The sequence below is a fragment of the Microbacterium sp. genome (genome assembly GCF_041641055.1).
In the GTDB taxonomy this organism is placed as follows: Bacteria; Actinomycetota; Actinomycetes; order Actinomycetales; family Microbacteriaceae; genus Microbacterium.
In genome coordinates this window covers 59590-77608 of sequence record NZ_JBEPZB010000015.1, presented here as the reverse complement: position 1 = coordinate 77608, position 18019 = coordinate 59590, and the positions used below count along the sequence as shown (strand labels likewise).

General features: G+C 69.0%; 17 protein-coding genes. 14 read left to right on the top strand and 3 right to left on the bottom strand.

Annotation, left to right across the window (positions count from 1 at the left end; translation table 11 throughout):
• Positions 1-10 precede the first annotated feature (10 nt).
• Entirely contained in the window at positions 11-1249 is a 1239-nt protein-coding gene (locus ACESK8_RS11135; RefSeq protein ID WP_372968653.1) for a PLP-dependent aspartate aminotransferase family protein, read from the bottom strand.
• Positions 1250-1361: 112 nt separating this feature from the next.
• On the opposite strand from ACESK8_RS11135, the gene ACESK8_RS11130 reads away from it, so the two are divergent.
• Entirely contained in the window at positions 1362-1829 is a 468-nt protein-coding gene (locus tag ACESK8_RS11130) for an Lrp/AsnC family transcriptional regulator (protein WP_372968652.1), read from the top strand.
• Between the two features lie 26 nt (positions 1830-1855).
• On the opposite strand, the gene ACESK8_RS11125 is transcribed toward ACESK8_RS11130, so the two are convergent.
• Both ACESK8_RS11125 and ACESK8_RS11120 read right to left on the bottom strand, forming a co-directional pair.
• Positions 1856-2221: a hypothetical protein gene (locus ACESK8_RS11125; RefSeq protein ID WP_372968651.1), complete on the bottom strand. Its 366-nt coding sequence runs from the start codon at positions 2219-2221 to the stop codon at positions 1856-1858.
• A gap of 146 nt (positions 2222-2367) precedes the next feature.
• A complete protein-coding gene (locus ACESK8_RS11120) occupies positions 2368-3840 on the bottom strand; it encodes an MATE family efflux transporter (RefSeq protein ID WP_372968650.1) in 1473 nt (490 codons plus the stop codon).
• 146 nt (positions 3841-3986) lie between these two features.
• On the opposite strand from ACESK8_RS11120, the gene cycA reads away from it, so the two are divergent.
• The 13 genes from cycA to ACESK8_RS11055 form a co-directional block, all read left to right on the top strand.
• On the top strand, positions 3987-5447 hold the full coding sequence (gene cycA, locus ACESK8_RS11115) for a D-serine/D-alanine/glycine transporter (protein ID WP_372968649.1): 1461 nt from the start codon (positions 3987-3989) through the stop codon (positions 5445-5447).
• 184 nt (positions 5448-5631) lie between these two features.
• The gene (locus tag ACESK8_RS11110; protein WP_372968648.1) at positions 5632-6618 is read left to right on the top strand and encodes an aldo/keto reductase; all 987 of its coding nucleotides are present in this window, start codon (positions 5632-5634) and stop codon (positions 6616-6618) included.
• 31 nt (positions 6619-6649) lie between these two features.
• Positions 6650-7324, top strand: a complete 675-nt coding sequence (locus ACESK8_RS11105) for a YigZ family protein (protein ID WP_372968647.1) — start codon at positions 6650-6652, stop codon at positions 7322-7324.
• Between the two features lie 51 nt (positions 7325-7375).
• Positions 7376-8305 (top strand): J domain-containing protein, encoded by a 930-nt coding sequence (locus ACESK8_RS11100; RefSeq protein WP_372968646.1) that lies wholly within the window; start codon positions 7376-7378, stop codon positions 8303-8305.
• A 543-nt stretch (positions 8306-8848) separates the two neighbouring features.
• Complete coding sequence (locus ACESK8_RS11095) at positions 8849-9862, top strand: LacI family DNA-binding transcriptional regulator (protein ID WP_372968645.1); 1014 nt, start codon at positions 8849-8851, stop codon at positions 9860-9862.
• Between the two features lie 36 nt (positions 9863-9898).
• Positions 9899-11173, top strand: coding sequence for an extracellular solute-binding protein (locus ACESK8_RS11090; RefSeq protein WP_372968644.1), 1275 nt, complete (start codon positions 9899-9901; stop codon positions 11171-11173).
• Between the two features lie 10 nt (positions 11174-11183).
• Positions 11184-12149 carry a carbohydrate ABC transporter permease gene (locus ACESK8_RS11085; protein ID WP_372968643.1) on the top strand — a complete coding sequence of 322 codons (966 nt, stop codon included), beginning with the start codon at positions 11184-11186 and terminating at the stop codon, positions 12147-12149.
• Between the two features lie 2 nt (positions 12150-12151).
• Entirely contained in the window at positions 12152-12991 is an 840-nt protein-coding gene (locus ACESK8_RS11080) for a carbohydrate ABC transporter permease (protein ID WP_372968642.1), read from the top strand.
• Positions 12992-13005: 14 nt separating this feature from the next.
• Positions 13006-14010 (top strand): glycoside hydrolase family 130 protein, encoded by a 1005-nt coding sequence (locus tag ACESK8_RS11075; RefSeq protein ID WP_372968641.1) that lies wholly within the window; start codon positions 13006-13008, stop codon positions 14008-14010.
• 4 nt (positions 14011-14014) lie between these two features.
• Complete coding sequence (locus ACESK8_RS11070) at positions 14015-16057, top strand: hypothetical protein (RefSeq protein ID WP_372968640.1); 2043 nt, start codon at positions 14015-14017, stop codon at positions 16055-16057.
• Positions 16058-16126: 69 nt separating this feature from the next.
• Positions 16127-16777 carry a histidine phosphatase family protein gene (locus tag ACESK8_RS11065; RefSeq protein ID WP_372968670.1) on the top strand — a complete coding sequence of 217 codons (651 nt, stop codon included), beginning with the start codon at positions 16127-16129 and terminating at the stop codon, positions 16775-16777.
• Positions 16778-16845: 68 nt separating this feature from the next.
• The gene (locus ACESK8_RS11060) at positions 16846-17268 is read left to right on the top strand and encodes a Fur family transcriptional regulator (protein WP_060927716.1); all 423 of its coding nucleotides are present in this window, start codon (positions 16846-16848) and stop codon (positions 17266-17268) included.
• A gap of 64 nt (positions 17269-17332) precedes the next feature.
• The coding region (locus ACESK8_RS11055; RefSeq protein ID WP_372968639.1) for a catalase at positions 17333-18019 on the top strand (687 nt) is incomplete at its 3' end.

Genomic DNA, 18019 nt, shown 5'->3' with positions numbered 1-18019 from the left:
CCAGATCCCGTCAGGCTTGAGACTCAGTTCCTTGTAGCTGATCCACAAACCGGTCCTTCATCGGCTCCGCCGCGGGCGGGAGAGTGGAGAACGATCCCGCAAGATCCGCGATCAGGTCATCGGCGTCCTCGAGTCCGATCGACAGACGCAGCACGTCCGAGTCCGGCCGCGCATCCGCAGGCACGGGCCGATGCGTGAGAGCAGCGGGATGCTGGATCAGCGAATCCACGCCGCCGAGCGAGACCGCGTGCGTGAACAGCGCGGTGGACGTCACGACGGCGGATGCCGCGGAGTACCCGCCGCGCATCCGCATCGCGATCATCGCGCCCGTCCCGCGCATCTGCCGACCGAGGATGCCCCGCGGATCGCCGTCGACTCCGGGATAGAACACCTCGGCGACCTCGGGGCGATCGAGCAGCCACTCGACGACGCGCCGCGCGCTCTCCTGCTGGGCGCGCATGCGCACCGGGAGGGTCGTCAATCCGCGGTGCAGGAGGTACGCGCCCAGCGGATGCAGCAGCCCGCCGGTCACCGCGCGCACTCGGCGCAGCGCCTCGGCCGTGTCCTCGCTGCACGCGACGACCCCGGCGATGACATCGCCGTGCCCACCGAGATACTTCGTGGCACTGTGCAGCGACATCGCCGCCCCGAGCGCGATCGGATTCTGCAGCACCGGCGTGGCGAAGGTGTTGTCGACGACCACCGGCACGGTCCCGGCCTGCGCGACCACCGCAGCGATGTCGGCGATGTCGAGGGTGGGATTCGCCGGCGTCTCGACGACGACCAGGCCGGTGTCGGGACGGATCGCGGACGCCACCTCCGTCGGGTCGCAGTACGTCGTCTGCGCCCCCAGGAGTCCAGAGCCCAGCAGATGGTCCGTGCCGCCGTACAGCGGCCGCACCGCGACCACGTGACTCTTGCCGGCAGCGGGGCCGTGCGCCAGGATGACGGCGGTCATCGCGGCCATCCCCGACGAGAAGGCGACCGAGGCCTCGGCGTGCTCGAGCTCGGCGAGCGCATCCTCGAACCGCGCGACCGTCGGGTTCCAAAGCCGGGCATAGACCATGCTGCCGTCGGCGGGAGGGCGGCCGCCCATGGCCATCGCCTCGTAGGAGTCGCCGCCGCGTTCGATGTCCGGCAGCGGGTTGGTCGTCGACAGGTCGATGGGGAGCGCGTGCACGCCGAGGCCTTCGAGGTCGGAGCGGCCGCTGCGCACAGCGAGGGTGTCGGGATGCCACGATGCAGTCATCCCCTCACGTTGCCCGAAACGCGGTCTCTGCGCGGGAATTCGACAGCATCCGTCACTCTTCGCGCCGATCCCGCTATTCTGAGTCGATTATTCGCCGAAGGAGGCGTGGACGTTGACGAAAGCACAACTCGATGAGGTCGACCTCGAGATCCTGGCCGCCCTCACCCGCGACGCCGAGATCACCAACAAGGCGCTCGCGCACTCGCTAGGTCTCGCCGAGTCGACCTGCGCGCATCGAGTGCGCGCGCTGCGCGAGCGCGGCGTCATCCGCGACACCAGGATCAGGGTCGATGAGACGACTCTCGGGTACCCGCTGCAGGCGATGATCAAGGTGCGGCTCGCGAATCACACCGGGCCGACGGTCACCGCTCTCTTCGACGCCCTCGTCGGCATCCCGCGCGTGCTGCAGGTGTTCCACGTGGCCGGGGTCGATGACTTCCTCGTGCATGTGGCTGTGCAGGATGCCACGGCGCTGCGCGACATCGTGCTCGAGCACATCACGATCCACCCCGTCGTCCGCGGGACGGAGACGCAGCTGGTGTTCGAGCTGCGCGACGGCGCCGGCCTGCTCGGTCGGTGACGCGGGGCCCCGGCGTCGAGCCGACGTCAGCCGGCGAGCGCGGGCTGGCTGCCCGTGCTCGGCGCCACGGTTCCGCGCGGCGCCGTCACCGTCTCCGGCGCGTCGGCGAGTGCCTGCGCACGTGCGGTACGCGCGGCCTCCCGCGCCGGCGCACCCGCGCCCAGCACTCCGCGGCCGATCGCGCCGATGATCAGCATCGCGACGAGCGACGCTCCCGCGATCACCAGTGGCAGCCACTGGTTGGCGAATGAGGCGGTGGAGCTCAGCATGGCGCTCGGAATCCAGAGTCCGACCGCTCCGCCGACCAACCCCGCCGCGCCGCGCATGATCGCGATGCCTGCGACGATCGCGCAGAGCGCGGCGAGCACCGCTCCCACAGTTCCGATCGGCACCAGAATCGATGCCAGTTCGTTTGCCACCCTTGATGACGTCATCATGACCCCCCGGTCGACGGACCCTCCGTATGACCAACACTACGAAGTGTCGGCATGCACAGCATCCATCTCAAGGATGATGTTCCGAAATCGTGTCGTGCCGTTCAGCGGCGCTTCAACCACCCGAAACGCGAACCCCGCACCACCCGCAGCGGCTGCGTGACCACGGCGTCGACCACCATCGAACCGTCGGTCGGCCCGACGATCGCCATCGCGGACGTCTCCGTGCTCTCCACCGGGTCGACGGGCAGGCGGGCGAGGGAACGATGCGCGCGGACGTACGCGGGCACCAGCAGCACGATCGCTCCGAGCCAGGCCAGCGGATTGCTCAGCGCCACCCCCTCGAACCCGATCAACGCCCCGAGCAGAACCGCCGCGCCCACGCGCATCACCAGCTCGATCACACCGGTCACCGTCGGGACGAGGGTGTGGCCGAGGCCCTGCAGCGCACCGCGGAGCACGAACAGCACGCCGAGCGCCCAGTAGCCGCATCCGTTGATGATGAGCATGAGGTGGGCGAGCCTGACGACCTCGTCCGACCCCTCGCCCACGAACAGGCGCACCATGGGCGTGCCGAACGCGATGATGATCACGCCGAGGGCGATGCCGGCGGCGATCGCCATCCAGGTTCCCTCGACCACGCCGCGGCGGATGCGGTCGGGGCGACGACCGCCGAGGTTCTGCGCGGCGTACATCGACGACGCCAGACCCAGCGACGACAGGAACGCCACCGCCAGCCCATCCACACGCGAGGCCGTCGTGTAGGCCGCGACGGCCTCCGAGCCGAGGGTGTTCAACGCGACCTGCACGGTGAGCGTGCCGATCGCGATGATCGACGCCTGGAATCCCATCGGCAGGCCGAGGCGCAGGTGCTCACGGATGTCGTCGCCGGTGACCTGCCAGTCCACGCGGCGCAGGTGCAGCATCGGCAGGCGGCGACGGACGAACTCCAGACACAGCGCCACGGACACCGCCTGCGCGACGACCGTGGCGAGGGCCGCCCCGCCGACGCCCCACTCGAGCGGGCCGACCATCAGGATCACGAGACCGACGTTCAGGGCGCACGAGACGGTGAGGAAGATCAGGGGCGTGCGGGAGTCTCCGATCGCGCGGATAATCGCCGACAGGTAGTTGAAGAACATCGTCGCGCTCGCGCCGAGGAAGCTGATCTGCGTGAAGGTCGTGGCCTCCGCCATGAGCTCGGGAGGAGTCTGCAGGAGCGCGAGCGTGGGCGCGGCGATGAGCGGCGCGACCACCGTGAGCACCACGCTGGTGATGCCGGTCAGGATCACGCCGGTCGCGACCGAGCGGCGCACCGCCGCGCCGTCGCCGGCGCCGAATGCCTGCGCGATCGGGATGGCGAAACCACTGGTGAGGCCCCAGGCGAAGCCGATCAGCAGGAAGAGCAGGCTGCCGGTGGCGCCGACCGCGGCGAGCGACTCGACGCCGAGGTGGCGTCCGACGACGACGGCGTCGGCGAACTGGTACAGCTGCTGGACGACATTGCCGAGGAGCAGCGGGATGGAGAACGACAGGATGACACGCCACGGACGGCCCGTGGTGAGGGAGGTGGCCATGAGGGAAGCGGCTCGCAGTACTGGGGGATGATCGGGGGTGGAACAAGGATATCGAATCGATTCGGTTCTTTACCATCCCCGATCGGCAAGTACGGTCGGAAGGATGCCGCGACGGCTCGCGGCCAGGAACACCGGAGGTTCGATCGATGACGACAGAGAAGACCGGAAGATCCGTCGAGGGGGACGGAACCACGACGGACGACGACCAGCATCTGCGGCGAGCGCTCAGCAACCGCCACATCCAGCTGCTCGCGATCGGCGGCGCCATCGGCACCGGCCTCTTCATGGGAAGCGGCAAGACGATCTCGGTCGCCGGCCCGTCGGTGATCTTCGTGTACATGATCATCGGCTTCATGCTCTTCTTCGTCATGCGGGCGATGGGCGAGCTGCTGCTGTCCAACCTCAAGTACAAGTCGTTCAGCGACTTCGCCAGCGACCTCCTCGGCCCGTGGGCGGGGTTCTTCACCGGATGGACCTACTGGTTCTGCTGGGTGGTCACCGGGGTCGCCGACGTCATCGCGATCGCCGGATACACGGACGCGCTGTTCCCCGGCATCCCCCTGTGGATCCCCGGTCTGCTGGTCATCCTGATCCTGCTCGCGCTGAACCTGCCCACGGTCGCCGCCTTCGGCGAGATGGAGTTCTGGTTCGCGCTGATCAAGATCGTCGCGATCGTCGCGCTGATCATCACCGGCCTCGTCATGATCTTCACGGGCTTCCAGCACGACGCGGGCACGGCGAGCTTCGCCAACCTGTGGGACCACGGCGGGATGTTCCCGCACGGCTTCATGGGATTCGTCGCCGGCTTCCAGATCGCCGTGTTCGCCTTCGTCGGCGTCGAGCTCGTCGGCACCGCGGCCGCGGAGACCAAGGATCCCGAGCGCAATCTGCCGAAGGCCATCAACGCCATCCCGATCCGCATCCTGCTCTTCTACGTGGGCGCGCTCGTGATCCTGATGGCCGTCACGCCGTGGACCGAGTACGTCGCCGGCGAGAGCCCGTTCATCGCGATGTTCGCGCTCGCCGGTCTCGGCATCGCGGCGACCGTCGTCAACCTGGTCGTGCTGACCTCGGCGATGTCGAGCGCGAACTCCGGCATCTACTCGACCTCGCGCATGGTGTTCGGGCTCGCACAGGACGGCGATGCGCCGCGCGTGTTCGGCCGACTCTCGAAGCGACGCGTGCCGCAGAACGCCCTGTTCCTCTCGTGCATCCTGCTGCTCTCCGGCGTCGTGCTGCTCTACGCAGGTGATGACATCGGCACGGCGTTCGACATGGTCACCACGGTCTCGGCCGTGTGCTTCATGTTCGTGTGGACGATCTTCCTGTGCAGCTACCTCGCCTACCGGCGCACACGCCCCGAGAAGGCAGCCGCGTCCCGCTTCCGGATGCCGGGCGGGATCTTCATGGTCTACGTCGTGCTGGCGTTCTTCGTCTTCATCCTCTGGGCGCTGACGACGCAGCCCGACACGCTCACCGCCCTGCTCGTCACGCCGATCTGGTTCGTGCTGCTGCTCGTGGCCTGGCTGTTCGTGCGGCGGTCGCAGAACCACCTCACCCGTCACGCCGCCCACATCGCGCACCTGCGAGACGACTCGGCCGAGTAGTCTCGCGCATCTCGCGTTCACAACTCAGCAGGAACCGGCCGATTCTCCGAAGAATCGGCCGGTTCTCGTGTGTTCGGGTTCAGCCGTGCTGAATGGTGAACGAGCAGCGGTGAGAGGGGTTCCGACAGCCCCTCCCTCATCGCGGCGCACGCGCGTAGCGTCGGCCCTGACGAAAGGACATCTGATGCACACACGCATACTCGGACAGGGCCTCGAGGTCTCCGCAGTCGGTCTCGGCTGCATGGGGATGTCGCAGAGCTACGGCCCCAACCCCGGCACCCGCGACGAGATGATCGGCGTGCTGCGTTCGGCACTCGATCTCGGCGTCACGTTCTTCGACACCGCCGAGGTCTACGGGCCATACGTCAACGAGGAGCTCGTCGGCGAAGCGCTCGAGCCGATCCGGGACGATGTCGTGATCGCCACCAAGTTCGGGTGGCGCATCGAGGGAGGCAAGAGCGTGCGCCTCGACAGCCGCCCCGAGCAGATCCGCCGCGTCGCCGAGGAATCGCTCCGGCGCCTGCGCACCGACGTGATCGACCTCTTCTACCAGCACCGCGTCGACCCGGACGTGCCCATCGAAGACGTCGCCGGCACCGTCGGCGAGCTGATCGCCGAGGGCAAGGTGCGTCACTTCGGGCTCTCCGAGGCGTCGGCATCCACCATCCGGCGCGCTCACGCGGTGCATCCCGTCACGGCACTGCAGAGCGAGTACTCGCTGTGGACGCGCGATCCTGAGGCCGAGGTGCTGCCGGTGCTCGGCGAGCTCGGGATCGGCTTCGTGCCGTTCAGCCCGCTCGGCAAGGGGTTCCTCACCGGCACGGTCGACACCAGCACCTCCTTCGCCGACGGTGACATCCGCGGCACGATCCCCCGATTCAGCGAGGAGAACCGCGCTGCCAACGTGGCCCTCGTCGATCACGTCGCCGCCCTCGCGACGGCGAAGGACGCCTCCCCCGGTCAGATCGCGCTCGCGTGGCTGCTCGCCCGCGAACCGTGGATCGTGCCGATCCCCGGCACCCGCCGCACCTCACGCATCGCCGAGAACGCCGGGGCGACCGGCGTCGCGCTGTCGGCCGATGAGGTTGCCGATCTCGATCAGCTCGCCGAGCGCGTCGGGGTCCAGGGGGACCGGTACAACCCGCAGCAGATGTCGTTCGTGGATCGTTGACCCGGCGCGTGCGCTGGGTAGTCTGAGGCGGATGACCCCGCCCCGCAGCTACCCGGCCACGATCGCCGCGCCGGTGGAGCACGAGCTGGTGGTCAAGAAGTCGCGGTTCATCGCGACCGTCGAACCCGTCGGATCGGTCGAGGACGCGGATGCCGTGATCGCCCGCCTCCGCAAGCGGTGGTGGGATGCCCGACACAACTGCAGCGCGATGGTGACCGGGCTCCTCGGCGATCAGGCGCGTTCGTCGGACGACGGCGAGCCGTCCGGCACCGCAGGAGTGCCGATGCTCGAGGTGCTGAGGCGGCGCGAGCTGACCGATGTCGTCGCCGTGGTGACGCGATACTTCGGCGGGGTGAAGCTCGGTGCCGGAGGACTGGTTCGGGCATACTCCTCGGCCGTGTCGGAGGCCCTCGACCTCGCATCGCCGGTGCACCGGCAGTCCCTCACGCGCGTCACGTTCGACGTCTCGCACGCGGATGCCGGGCGATACGACAACCTCCTGCGCGACTGGGTGCTGCACCACGGGGCGACGCTCGGCGAATCGCGGTACGCCGCACAGGCGACGTTCGAGGTGTGGGCTCCGGCCGACGAGGTCACTCGGCTCGCCGATGGCCTCGCCGCGGCATCCGCTGGTTCCGTCGTGCCGGTGACGGGCGAGGAGCGCATCGTCGACGTGCCCGCCGGTCCTCCGTCATCGTCGGGCTGATCCACAACAGCGCCCGGATATCCTGGATGCCGCGATCTCGGAAGGAGAGCGATGTTCGACAGCCCGCTCTCCGCGTCGGCGTACGAGGTCCTCGGAGTGGATCCCGCCGTCGACGACGCCGAGCTGCGTCGTGCCTACCGGCTGCGCCTCCGCCAGACCCACCCCGACACCGGCGGGGATGCGGCCGTGTTCATCCAGGTGCAGCGCGCCTGGGAGCTGATCGGCACACCGGAGGACCGCGCGGCCTACGACCGGCGCTCGGGGGCGCACCCCGGCATCCCGGCCGAACCCGAGTGGAACGGATGGCGCCCTCAGGCGGCGACCCGCACCGACACCCGTCCGCGGGCGCGCTCCTACGGACACCCCGGCGGCTGGCGGCGCGAGCGCTACCTGACCCTCATCCGCGAATGGGCGGGACGCGGCGTCGACGTGCCCGACCCCTATGACCCCGCGCTCGTGCGATCGGCGCCGCGAGACCTGCGCCGCCTGCTCGCCGACGCCCTCGCCGAAGAGGCGACCGCCCGCACGGTGAGCGCCCTCGGAATGGGCTTCACGGTCTGGCACGACGTCGCCACCGGCAGGGATGCCGACGACAAGCTCGACCATGTGGTGCTCAGCCCGTCCGGGCTCTACGCCGTGATGTCGGAGGACTTCGGCGGGGTCGTCGGGTTCCGCCGCGGCGAGATCACCGGCCCGAGCCTCGGAACCCGAGCGCCCGTCACCGCGGCACTCGCGCGCATGCGCTCCGTCGCCAAAGCCGCCCGTGTGAAGTTCGGAGGGGTGATCGTCGTCCTTCCCGACGACGACCTGGCCCAGGCTGTCACGCCCCTCGGCAGCAGCCGCGGCGTCCCGGTCGTCGTCGTGCGACGCAGCGCACTCGCGATGGTGCTGCGCCAGGGCGTCCCCGGTGCCAGGGCGATCGGCGGCAACGAGCTGTTCGACATCCGCACCCGGTTGCAGCAGACCGTCACCTTCGTCTGACCCCCGGCATCCCCGTCCCTCCCGTCTTCGATCTGTCCCGGGTCTTCGATCTGTCCCGTTCTGCGGAGGTTGTCCCGATTCGCCCACCCTTTCGGCGATTTCGTGTGCAGATCGGGGCAACCTCCGCAATCCGGGACCGGGGACCGGGGACCGAGCCCGGAACAGGGACCCGGGAACCCGGACAGGCCTGTGATCTCTTCGGCCGTCTCCCGGCATCCGGCTTTCTCGCCCTCCGCTGCCGTTCCCGTGTTCGGCCTGTCCCGTTCTGCGGAAGTTGTCCCGATTCGCGGAGCCTTTCGGTGATTCCGTGTGCAGATCGGGGCAACCTCCGTGATCTGGGACCGGAAACCGGAAACCGGAAACCGGAAACCGGAAACCGGAAACCGGGACCGGGACCGGGATCGGGACCGGGACAACGGAACAGGGACCGACCGGACCCCTTGACCCCGATCGTCAAACCGGTTTACACTCGCCTCACCCGCATTCGTCAAACCGGTTAGATGCACGACCGGATGCCGAGGGTCGACACCACGAGGAGGTGGCATGAGCCGCACGACGATCGCCGACGTCGCCCGCGAGGCCGGCGTCACCAAGGCCACCGTCTCGCACGCCATGAGCGGCAAGCGGCCCATCTCCGACGACACCAGGGCCAAGGTGCTCGCGGCCGCCGAGAGGCTGAACTGGGTGCCCAGTCAGAGCGCCCGCTCGCTCGCGACGCAGACCGCGAACGCGATCGCCGTCGTCCTGGCCCGCGACCCCGAGGTCATCGCCAACGACTCGTTCTTCCCTGCTTTCATCGCCGGCGTCGAATCGGTTCTCGCCGAGACCGAGACGGCGCTGATCCTGCAGGTCGTACCGGACCGCGCCGCCGAGGAACGCGCCTACCGCGCACTCAGCCACGGCCGCGCAGACGGTGCCCTGCTGCTCGACCTGCGCACCGACGACTGGCGCGTGCCGCTGCTCGAGGAGCTGGGCCTGCCGGCCGTCCTGGTCGGAGCCTACGAACAGCCCACCCGGTTCTCCTGCGTCCGCACCGACGACGCCGAGCCGGTGCGCGAGATCATCGCCCACCTGCGCGCTCAGGGTCACGAGCGCATCGCCCACGTCTCCGGCCCACTCGAGTACGTGCACTCGCGAGTCCGAGCGGATGCCTACACCGACGCCGTCGGAACCGATGCCCTGCTGCGAGAGGGCGACTTCACCGCGGCGAGCGGACGTGCCCGCACGGCAGAGCTCCTCGCGCTCGCCGACCGCCCGACGGCCGTCCTCTACTCGAACGACACCATGGCGATCGCCGGGCTGTCCTACGCCCGGTCGAACGGCCTCAGCATCCCGCGCGATCTCGCCATCGCCGGCTTCGACGACGACCACCTCTCCGCTCACCTCTCCCCCGCCCTGACGAGCGTCTCGTCGGGGCCAGCCGCACGCGGACGTGCGGCAGCCCGCCTGCTGCAGGCCGACATCCTCGGCGCCGAACCGCGCACCGAGGTCGTGAACTGCAACGTCGTGCACTTCCGGGAGAGCACGAGCACGAGCACGGAGAGCACGAACCGCTAGACGATCACCCGAAAACATCGCGTCAAGGAGGACACCATGAAGAAGAAGATCCGCGCAGCCGCGCTCCTGGGAGTCACCGCTCTCATCGTCACCGGATGCTCCGCAGGCGGAGGCGGCGGGGGCGGCGAGGAGTCCGCCGGGGCCACCGGCCCTATCGACATCTGGCTCTCGAACAACGAGCAGGAGGTCGCCTGGGGCACCGCCGTCGTCGACGCCTGGAACGCCGAGCATCCCGACGAGAAGGTCACCGCACAGGAGATCCCCGCCGGCTCATCGTCAGAGGAGGCGATCACCGCCGCGATCACCGCCGGCACCGCGCCCTGCCTCGTCTACAACGTGGCCCCGGCCGCCGTCTCGGGCTGGGTCAAGCAGGGCGGCCTCGTCGATCTCAGCACCATGGAGGGCGGCAGCGACTACATCACCGAGCGCGGCGGGGACGTCGAGTCGTACGGCACCGACGGCAGCTTCTATCAGCTGCCGTGGAAGTCGAACCCGGTCATGGTCATGTACAACAAGGCGCTCTTCGAGGCCGCGGGCATCGACCCCGAGGACCCGCAGATGAACACGTACGACGCGTTCCTCGAGGGGTCTCGGGCGATCGTCGACTCCGGCGTGCAGAGCGCGATCTGGCCGGCGCCGACGAGCGAGTTCTATCAGCCCTGGTTCGACTTCTACCCGCTCTACCTCGCCGAGACCGACGGCACGATGCTCGTCGAAGACGGCAAGGCGACGGTCGACTCGGATGCCGGTCGTGAGGTCGCCGAGTTCTGGAAGACCTTCTACGACGAGAAGCTCTCGCCGAACGAGGCCTCCACCGACGACGCCATGTCCGCCGGCACCACCGCCATGCAGCTCGCAGGGCCCTGGGCCATCCCGTCATACGCCGAGACGGTCGACGTCGGGTTCATGCCCGTCCCGACCAGCGACGGCCGCGAGAACCCGACGACCTTCGCCGACTCGAAGAGCGTGTCGATGTTCACCTCGTGCGAGAACCAGGGCACCGCGTGGGAGTTCCTGCAGTTCTCGACGAGCGTGGAGAGTGACGGGCAGCTGCTCGAGGCGACCGGCCAGATGCCGATGCGCACCGACCTCACCGAGACGTATGCCGACTACTTCGACGCGAATCCGAACTATGTGGCGTTCGCCGAGCAGGCCGAGGCCACGGCCGACGTGCCGAGCATCCCGAACTCGGTGGAGGCATGGCAGGCGTTCCGCGACGAGTACTCCGCCGCGGTGATCTTCGGGAAGAACTCGATCGACGACTTCCTGAAGAACGCCTCGACGAAGATCGACGACCTCGTCGCCGAGTGATGAGTCGGCGATGACGCTCCGAGACGACGCCGTCGCGGACGTGGCCGGGGGCACTGCCGCCCCGGCCCCGTCCGCGGGCCGGCCGCAGAAGGCGCGATGGCGCACCCGCCTGCTGGGCGCCCAACCGCTCGGCGGCCTCTTCGCGCTGCCGTATCTCATCTTCGTGATCGCGATCTTCGCGTATCCCCTGGGCTTCGCGGTCTACATCGCCTTCCACGACTACTTCTTCACCGCTCCGAACGTCGAGGTCGAGCGCCCGTTCGTCGGCTTCGACAACTTCGTCACCGTGCTCACCGACCCGAGAGTGCTCGGCTCGTTCCGCAACACGCTGATCTTCCTCGTCATCAACGTGCCGCTGACGGCGGTGCTCTCCCTCGTGCTGGCCGCGGCGCTGAACACCGGCATCCGCTGGGTCGCCGCCTATCGGGTCGCGTTCTACGTGCCGTACCTGACCGCCAGCGTCTCGCTCGTCGGCGTGTGGATGCTGCTCTTCTCGGGCAACGGTCTGATCAACACGATCCTCGGCCCGCTCGCCCCCGATCCGTCATGGCTCGTGAACAGCGGGCTGGCGATGCCGATGATCGCGCTCTACGTCACGTGGAAGCAGCTGGGCTTCTACATCCTGCTGTATCTCGCGGCGCTGCAGAACGTGCCGAAGGAGCTCTACGAATCGGCGGAGACCGACGGCGCCGGCGCATTCTCGCGCTTCTGGAACGTCACGGTTCCCGGCGTCCGCAGCGCCACCACGCTCGTGCTGATCCTGTCGATCATCACGGGAGCGAACCTCTTCACCGAGCCGTACCTGCTGACGAACGGCGGTGGCCCCGACGGCGCCTCCTCGACCCCGGTGCTGCTCATCTACCAGCTGGGCATCCAGCAGCAGAACCCCGACACCGCGGCCGCGATCGGCATGATCCTCGTCATCCTGGTCGGGATGCTGTCGCTCGCCGCCAACCGCGCCACCAGGGAGCGATGACCATGAGACGCACGCGTTCACTGCCCCGCATCCTGAGCATCGTCCTGCTCACGATCGCGGCCATCGGCTTCGCCTTCCCGTTCTACTTCATGCTGGTCGGGGCCTTCCAGGAGAATCCGACGAACTCGCCCAGCGAGCTCTTCCCGACCAGCGGATGGACGGTCGACAACTTCCTCGCGATCGACTCCCGCATCGATCTCGCGGGCTCCCTGCTCAATTCGCTGATCTTCACCGCGGGTGTGCTGCTGGGCACCGTCGTGTTCGGGCTGCTCGCCGGGTACGCGATCGCCCGGCTCGACTTCCGAGGTCGAGGCGTGATCTGGGTGCTCATGCTGCTCGTGCAGATGGTGCCGTTCCAGCTGCTGATGATCCCGCTCTACGTGCAGATCACCCGCAGCTACGGGCTCGGCGACTCGTACCTGGGCATGATCCTGCCGTTCCTCATCAACACGACGGCGGTGTTCATCTTCACCCAGTTCTTCAAGGCGCTGCCGGTGGAGATCTTCGAGGCGGCGCGCATCGACGGCGCCGGCGAGATCCGGCTCCTGACGTCCGTCGCGATCCCGCTGATCAAGCCGGTGCTCGTCACGGTGGTGCTCGTCACGTTCATCGGCCCGTGGAACGAGTTCCTCTGGCCCTTCCTCATCACGAAGGATGCGTCGCTGCAGCCGCTGGCGGTGTCGCTCGCGAACTACATCTCCAACGTCGCGCAGTCGACGGCCAACCCCAACGGTGCGATCCTCGCCGGCGCCACGGCGCTGGCGTTCCCCGTCGTGATCCTCTTCATCGTCTTCCAGCGCTTCTTCCGAGCCACCGACCTCGGCGCTGCCGTCAAAGGCTAGCCAGAAAGGCATCCATGTTCACCGGAGCATCCTTCCCCCTCGGCCCTTTCACCCCCTACGAGGGCAACCCCATCCTGCGTCCGAAGGGCGACAGCTGGGAGTCCGCGAACCTCTACAACCCGGCGGCGCTCGTCGACGGCGACGAGGTCGTGCTGCTGTACCGCGCGCACGCCGAGGACATCGTCTCGCACATCGGCATCGCCCGGTCCCGCGACGGTGTGAACTTCACGCGCGAGGACGCACCGATCCTCTCGCCGTCGGAGGACTACGAGCGCTACGGATGCGAGGATCCGCGCATCGCGCTGATCGACGGCACCTACTACCTCACCTACACCGGGTGGGATCGGCGCAGCGCGCAGCTCTGCCTCGCCACCTCGACCGATCTGCGCACCTGGACGAAGCACGGCCCGCTGTTCGACGACTTCGACACGTTCAAGACGATGGACCCGCGCGGGTTCAACTGGTCGAAGGCCGGAGTCATCGTGCCGCAGAAGATGCACGGCAAGTGGTGGATGTACTTCGGCGAGGGGGCGATCTACTGGGCGACCAGCGACGACCTCATCCACTGGACCCCGGGGACGGCCGACACCGAGCCGATGTACTCGCCGACCCGCGGCACCTGGGACGAGGCGCTCGTCGAGATCGGCACCTCGCCGGTGCTCGCCGACAACGGTCTGCTCGTCTTCCTCACGAACGGGGCCACCCGCACCGTGCACGACGACGGCTCGGTCGACGTCGACTACCGCTGCGGGCAGATCGCGATCGACCCCGATGAGCCGACGAAGGTGATCGCCCGCCTGCAGGAGCCGTGGCTGCGCCCGCAGACGTTCGAGGACATGAACGGCCTGGTGTCGAACGTCACGTTCGTCGAGGGACTCGTGAAGTTCCAGGGCCGCTGGTTCGCGTACTACGGGCAGTCCGACACGACCCTGGCCGTCGCCATCCACGACCCCGCCCAGCCGTGGGGCCGTGCCCTCCGCGACGGCGACGACACGAGCACGAGCACGAGCGAGGAATGAGACCATGGCCATCTCCCGAAGGACCTTCCTGAGTGCGGCTGCCGCCACCTCGGCGCTGGCGCTGCTGCCCCTCGATTCGTCGGGGGCGCAGGCGTCGGCATCCGCTTCTCGCGTTCCGCTCGGCGCTCTGCCGGCCGGGACAGGTCAGGGCGCGCGGCTGACGAACCTCGCTCACCTGCGCTTCCTGCTCGCAGAGGTGCCGGTCACGGCGACCGCCACCCACACGACGTACGACATCGACGCCTCGCCGACCGTGCGCGCACCGTGGACGTATGCCGACACTGATGGCGCCGGCGGATACCGCCCGGTCGGCGGGGGCACGAAGGATCCGACGACCGGCTACTGGTCGCAGGGTGCCTACAACGCGGATGACATCGCGCGCGCCGCCGTCGTGTTCCTGCGGGAGTGGAAGGCGACCGGCGACACGCAGGCCCACGAGGAGGCGCGTGAGGTGCTGAGATCGCTGGCATTCCTGCAGACGACGAGCGGCGAGAACGCCGGGCGGGTGGTGCTGTGGCAGCAGGAGGACGGCACGCTCACCCCCAGTGCGATCCCCGTCGAGCTGCCCGACCCGTCGGACTCGGCGGAGTCGTACTGGCTGGCGCGCACGGTGTGGGCGTTCGGCGAGGGATACGCGGCATTCCGTCGCGAGGATCGGGCGTTCGCGGCGTTCCTGCTCGAGCGGCTGCACCTGTGCCTCGACGCGCTCGAGCGGGAATCGCTCGCCCGAGCCGGACAGTGGGTGCGCAGCGATGGCCGGCGGCTGCCTGCCTGGCTGATCGCCGGCGGAGCGGATGCCACGGCCGAGGCCATGCTCGGGCTCGCTGCAGCCACCGAGGCGGGCGACACGCGCAGCCGCCACGCCCTGCAGACCTACGGCGAGGGTGTCGCCGCGATGGCGACCGACCCGGCGAAGGGCTGGCCGTTCGGGGCCGTCCTGCCCTGGACCGGCTCACTCGGGTTCTGGCACGCGTGGGGCGCCGCCGCTCCGGAGGCTCTGGCTCGGGCCGGTGCCCTGCTGCGACAGCGAGCGTGGACCGCCGCCGCGGTGGCGGATGCCGGGACGTTCACGCCTCAGGTGCTCGCCTCGGGCGGACCGCACAACGCCTGGGCGCCACTGCCCGCCGAGGCCCAGATCGCATACGGCGCGCACGGTCGCGTGGCGGGAGCGGTGCAGGCCGCGGCCGTCGGCGGTGAGGGATTGCGGGTGCTCGCCGGGCTCGCCGCCGGCTGGTTCTTCGGCGCCAACACGGCCGGCATCCCCGTCTACGACCCGTCCACCGGCGTCACATTCGACGGCGTCGAGACGGATGGGCGCGTGAATCGCAACTCCGGAGCCGAGTCGACGATCCACGGGCTGCTGACGATGCTGCTGCTCGACGCGAACCGCGACATCGCACGCGTCGCGACCTCGATCACGGGGCTCTCATCGTTCTCGGGTCTGCGGGTGTTCGATGCGGAGAACGCGCGACTCTCGGCCGGATGCGAAGTGGTGCGTCCCGAGGGCGGTGCATGGACCGGCGAGGGCAACCTCTCGGGCGGGGCCTACGTGCGGGTGCCCGCCGGCGAGTCGGTCGAGTTCGACGTGACCGAGGCGGGCGGCATCCTGCACGGCCTGATCTGGAGGCAGAAGGCGGATGCCGGAGATGCCGTATGGGAGGTGTTCCGCGGGCGCCGACGCCTGTGGAGCACACGGACTCCCGCGGGCGGGACCGGCGACCGCGGCCTAACCGAGGCCGACGGGATGCTCGTTCCGCAGTTGCTCGGGGGCGATCTGCCTGCCGAGCCGGTCACCGTGCGCTGCACGAGCCGGGGCGACGTGCGCCTCGACGCCCTCGTCATCCAGCCGGCTGTGGTGAACGCGGTGTATGCCACGGCATCCGGTGCTGCCGTGCTGTACGCGAACGGGACGCGGCGCGATCAGCGGGTCTCGCCCCTCGCTGCGGGATCGGGCCGAGCATACGACGCCGACGGGTCGCAGCATGGCCAGGCTGTGCAGGGTGGGAAGGTGCGCGTGCGCGGCGGAGGGTTCACGATCACCCGGTGAGTCGCCTGTCGGGTTCCCTGTCGCGCAGGGGTATCCCGCCGGAATCCGAACTACGGTGACGGAGTGACCATGAACGATCCGCTGCCCGACCGCCCTGCGCCCGACAATCCCTCCGGCAAGCTGGTGCTCCTGCGCCACGGCGAGACCGAATGGTCGAAGGCGGGGCTCCACACTGGGCTCACCGACATCCCGCTCACGGCGCGAGGCGAGGATCTCGCCCGGGGTGCCGGACAGCTGGTCGCCGACTACGACTTCTCGCTCGTGCTGTGCTCGCCCCTGGAACGCGCCCGCCGAACGGCCGAGCTCGCCGGTCTGCACGCCGAGGTCGATCCCCTGCTCGTCGAGTGGGACTACGGCGGGTACGAGGGGCGCACGACGAAGGACATCCGCGAGGAGCTCGGCTACGACTGGAGCGCCTTCACCCACGGGGTCATCCGGGGCGCGACGCCGGGCGAGACCGTGGAAGAGGTCGCCGCCCGCGCATCCCGCGTGCTCACCCGCGTTCTGCCCGCACTCGTCGACGGAGATGTGGCACTGGTCGCGCACGGCCACTTCCTGCGCATCCTCACCGCGGTCTTCCTGCGCCTCGCTCCGCGTTTCGGCGCACAGATCACGCTGGATGCCGGATCAGTGTCGGTGCTGAGCTTCTACCGCGAGCAGCCGGCGATCCTGACCTGGAACTACGGCCTCGAGCTGCCGCTCGCACCGTCGGAGTCCTGATCCTCCCGCACGCCGCGCCCGACACGCCGTTCTTTTGAGTAATTCAAAAGAACGGATACGGTGGAGACATGGACACCGACTTCGACTCCGCACTGCATGAGGCGGGGCTGCGGGCGACCGCCGGCCGCGTCGCGGTGCTCGAGGTCATGGAGTCCATGGCCCACACGGATGCGGAGCGGGTCTACCGCGCCGTGTCCGAGGTGCTGCCGACGACGTCGATCCAGTCGGTGCACAACATCCTCGCGGACCTGACGACGGCGGGGTTGCTCCGCCGGATCGAACCGGCAGGCTCCGCGGCGCTCTACGAACGGCGCATCGGCGACAACCACCATCACGTCGTCTGCACCCGCTGCGGTGCGGTCGGCGATGTGGATTGCGTCGTCGGCGAAGCGCCGTGCCTCACCCCGTCTTCGGCGGGGGGATTCACCGTCCAGACAGCCGAAGTGACCTTCTGGGGCCTGTGCCCCAGTTGCCAGAACGCCGCGCAGTAGCATCCGCCGCCTCTCCCGACCCCGGGAGCATCGTCGTCGTGCCTGCGCGCAGAAGGAGAAGAACATGACCGACCCATCGACCACGCCGACCCCGGCGACCACCACCCAGACGGGCACCCCCGTCGCGAGCGACGCGCACTCGCTCACCGTCGGAGCAGACGGCCCCACCGTTCTGCACGACCGCTACCTCGTCGAGAAGCTCGCGTCGTTCAACCGCGAGCGTGTGCCGGAGCGCAACCCGCACGCGAAGGGCGGCGGAGCCTTCGGTACGTTCACCGTGACCGAGGACGTCTCGGCCTACACCCGTGCCGCCGTCTTCCAGCCCGGCGCGACCAGCGAGACGCTGCTGCGCTTCTCGTCGGTCGCCGGCGAGCAGGGCTCCCCCGACACGTGGCGCGACGTCCGCGGCTTCGCGCTGCGCTTCTACACGTCCGAGGGCAACCTCGACATCGTCGGCAACAACACCCCGACCTTCTTCCTGCGCGACGCGATGAAGTTCCCGGACTTCATCCACTCGCAGAAGCGCCTCGGCGACTCGGGTCTGCGCGACGCCGACATGCAGTGGGACTTCTGGACCCTCTCCCCCGAGTCCGCCCACCAGGTCACGTACCTCATGGGCGACCGTGGCCTGCCGCGCAGCTGGCGCCACATGAACGGCTACGGATCGCACACCTACCAGTGGGTCAACGCCGCCGGCGAGCGCTTCTGGGTGCAGTACCACTTCCTGTCGAAGCAGGGCGTCGAGGCGATG

Excerpts from the sequence above, each read along its gene's own strand:
- ACESK8_RS11135 (WP_372968653.1), bottom strand. The coding sequence starts at position 1,249 with ATGACTGCATCGTGGCATCCCGACACCCTCGCTGTGCGCAGCGGCCGC.
- ACESK8_RS11120 (WP_372968650.1), bottom strand. The coding sequence starts at position 3,840 with ATGGCCACCTCCCTCACCACGGGCCGTCCGTGGCGTGTCATCCTGTCG.
- cycA (WP_372968649.1), top strand. The coding sequence starts at position 3,987 with ATGACGACAGAGAAGACCGGAAGATCCGTCGAGGGGGACGGAACCACG.
- ACESK8_RS11110 (WP_372968648.1), top strand. The coding sequence starts at position 5,632 with ATGCACACACGCATACTCGGACAGGGCCTCGAGGTCTCCGCAGTCGGT.
- ACESK8_RS11105 (WP_372968647.1), top strand. The coding sequence starts at position 6,650 with ATGACCCCGCCCCGCAGCTACCCGGCCACGATCGCCGCGCCGGTGGAG.
- ACESK8_RS11100 (WP_372968646.1), top strand. The coding sequence starts at position 7,376 with ATGTTCGACAGCCCGCTCTCCGCGTCGGCGTACGAGGTCCTCGGAGTG.
- ACESK8_RS11095 (WP_372968645.1), top strand. The coding sequence starts at position 8,849 with ATGAGCCGCACGACGATCGCCGACGTCGCCCGCGAGGCCGGCGTCACC.
- ACESK8_RS11090 (WP_372968644.1), top strand. The coding sequence starts at position 9,899 with ATGAAGAAGAAGATCCGCGCAGCCGCGCTCCTGGGAGTCACCGCTCTC.
- ACESK8_RS11085 (WP_372968643.1), top strand. The coding sequence starts at position 11,184 with ATGACGCTCCGAGACGACGCCGTCGCGGACGTGGCCGGGGGCACTGCC.
- ACESK8_RS11080 (WP_372968642.1), top strand. The coding sequence starts at position 12,152 with ATGAGACGCACGCGTTCACTGCCCCGCATCCTGAGCATCGTCCTGCTC.
- ACESK8_RS11075 (WP_372968641.1), top strand. The coding sequence starts at position 13,006 with ATGTTCACCGGAGCATCCTTCCCCCTCGGCCCTTTCACCCCCTACGAG.
- ACESK8_RS11070 (WP_372968640.1), top strand. The coding sequence starts at position 14,015 with ATGGCCATCTCCCGAAGGACCTTCCTGAGTGCGGCTGCCGCCACCTCG.
- ACESK8_RS11065 (WP_372968670.1), top strand. The coding sequence starts at position 16,127 with ATGAACGATCCGCTGCCCGACCGCCCTGCGCCCGACAATCCCTCCGGC.
- ACESK8_RS11060 (WP_060927716.1), top strand. The coding sequence starts at position 16,846 with ATGGACACCGACTTCGACTCCGCACTGCATGAGGCGGGGCTGCGGGCG.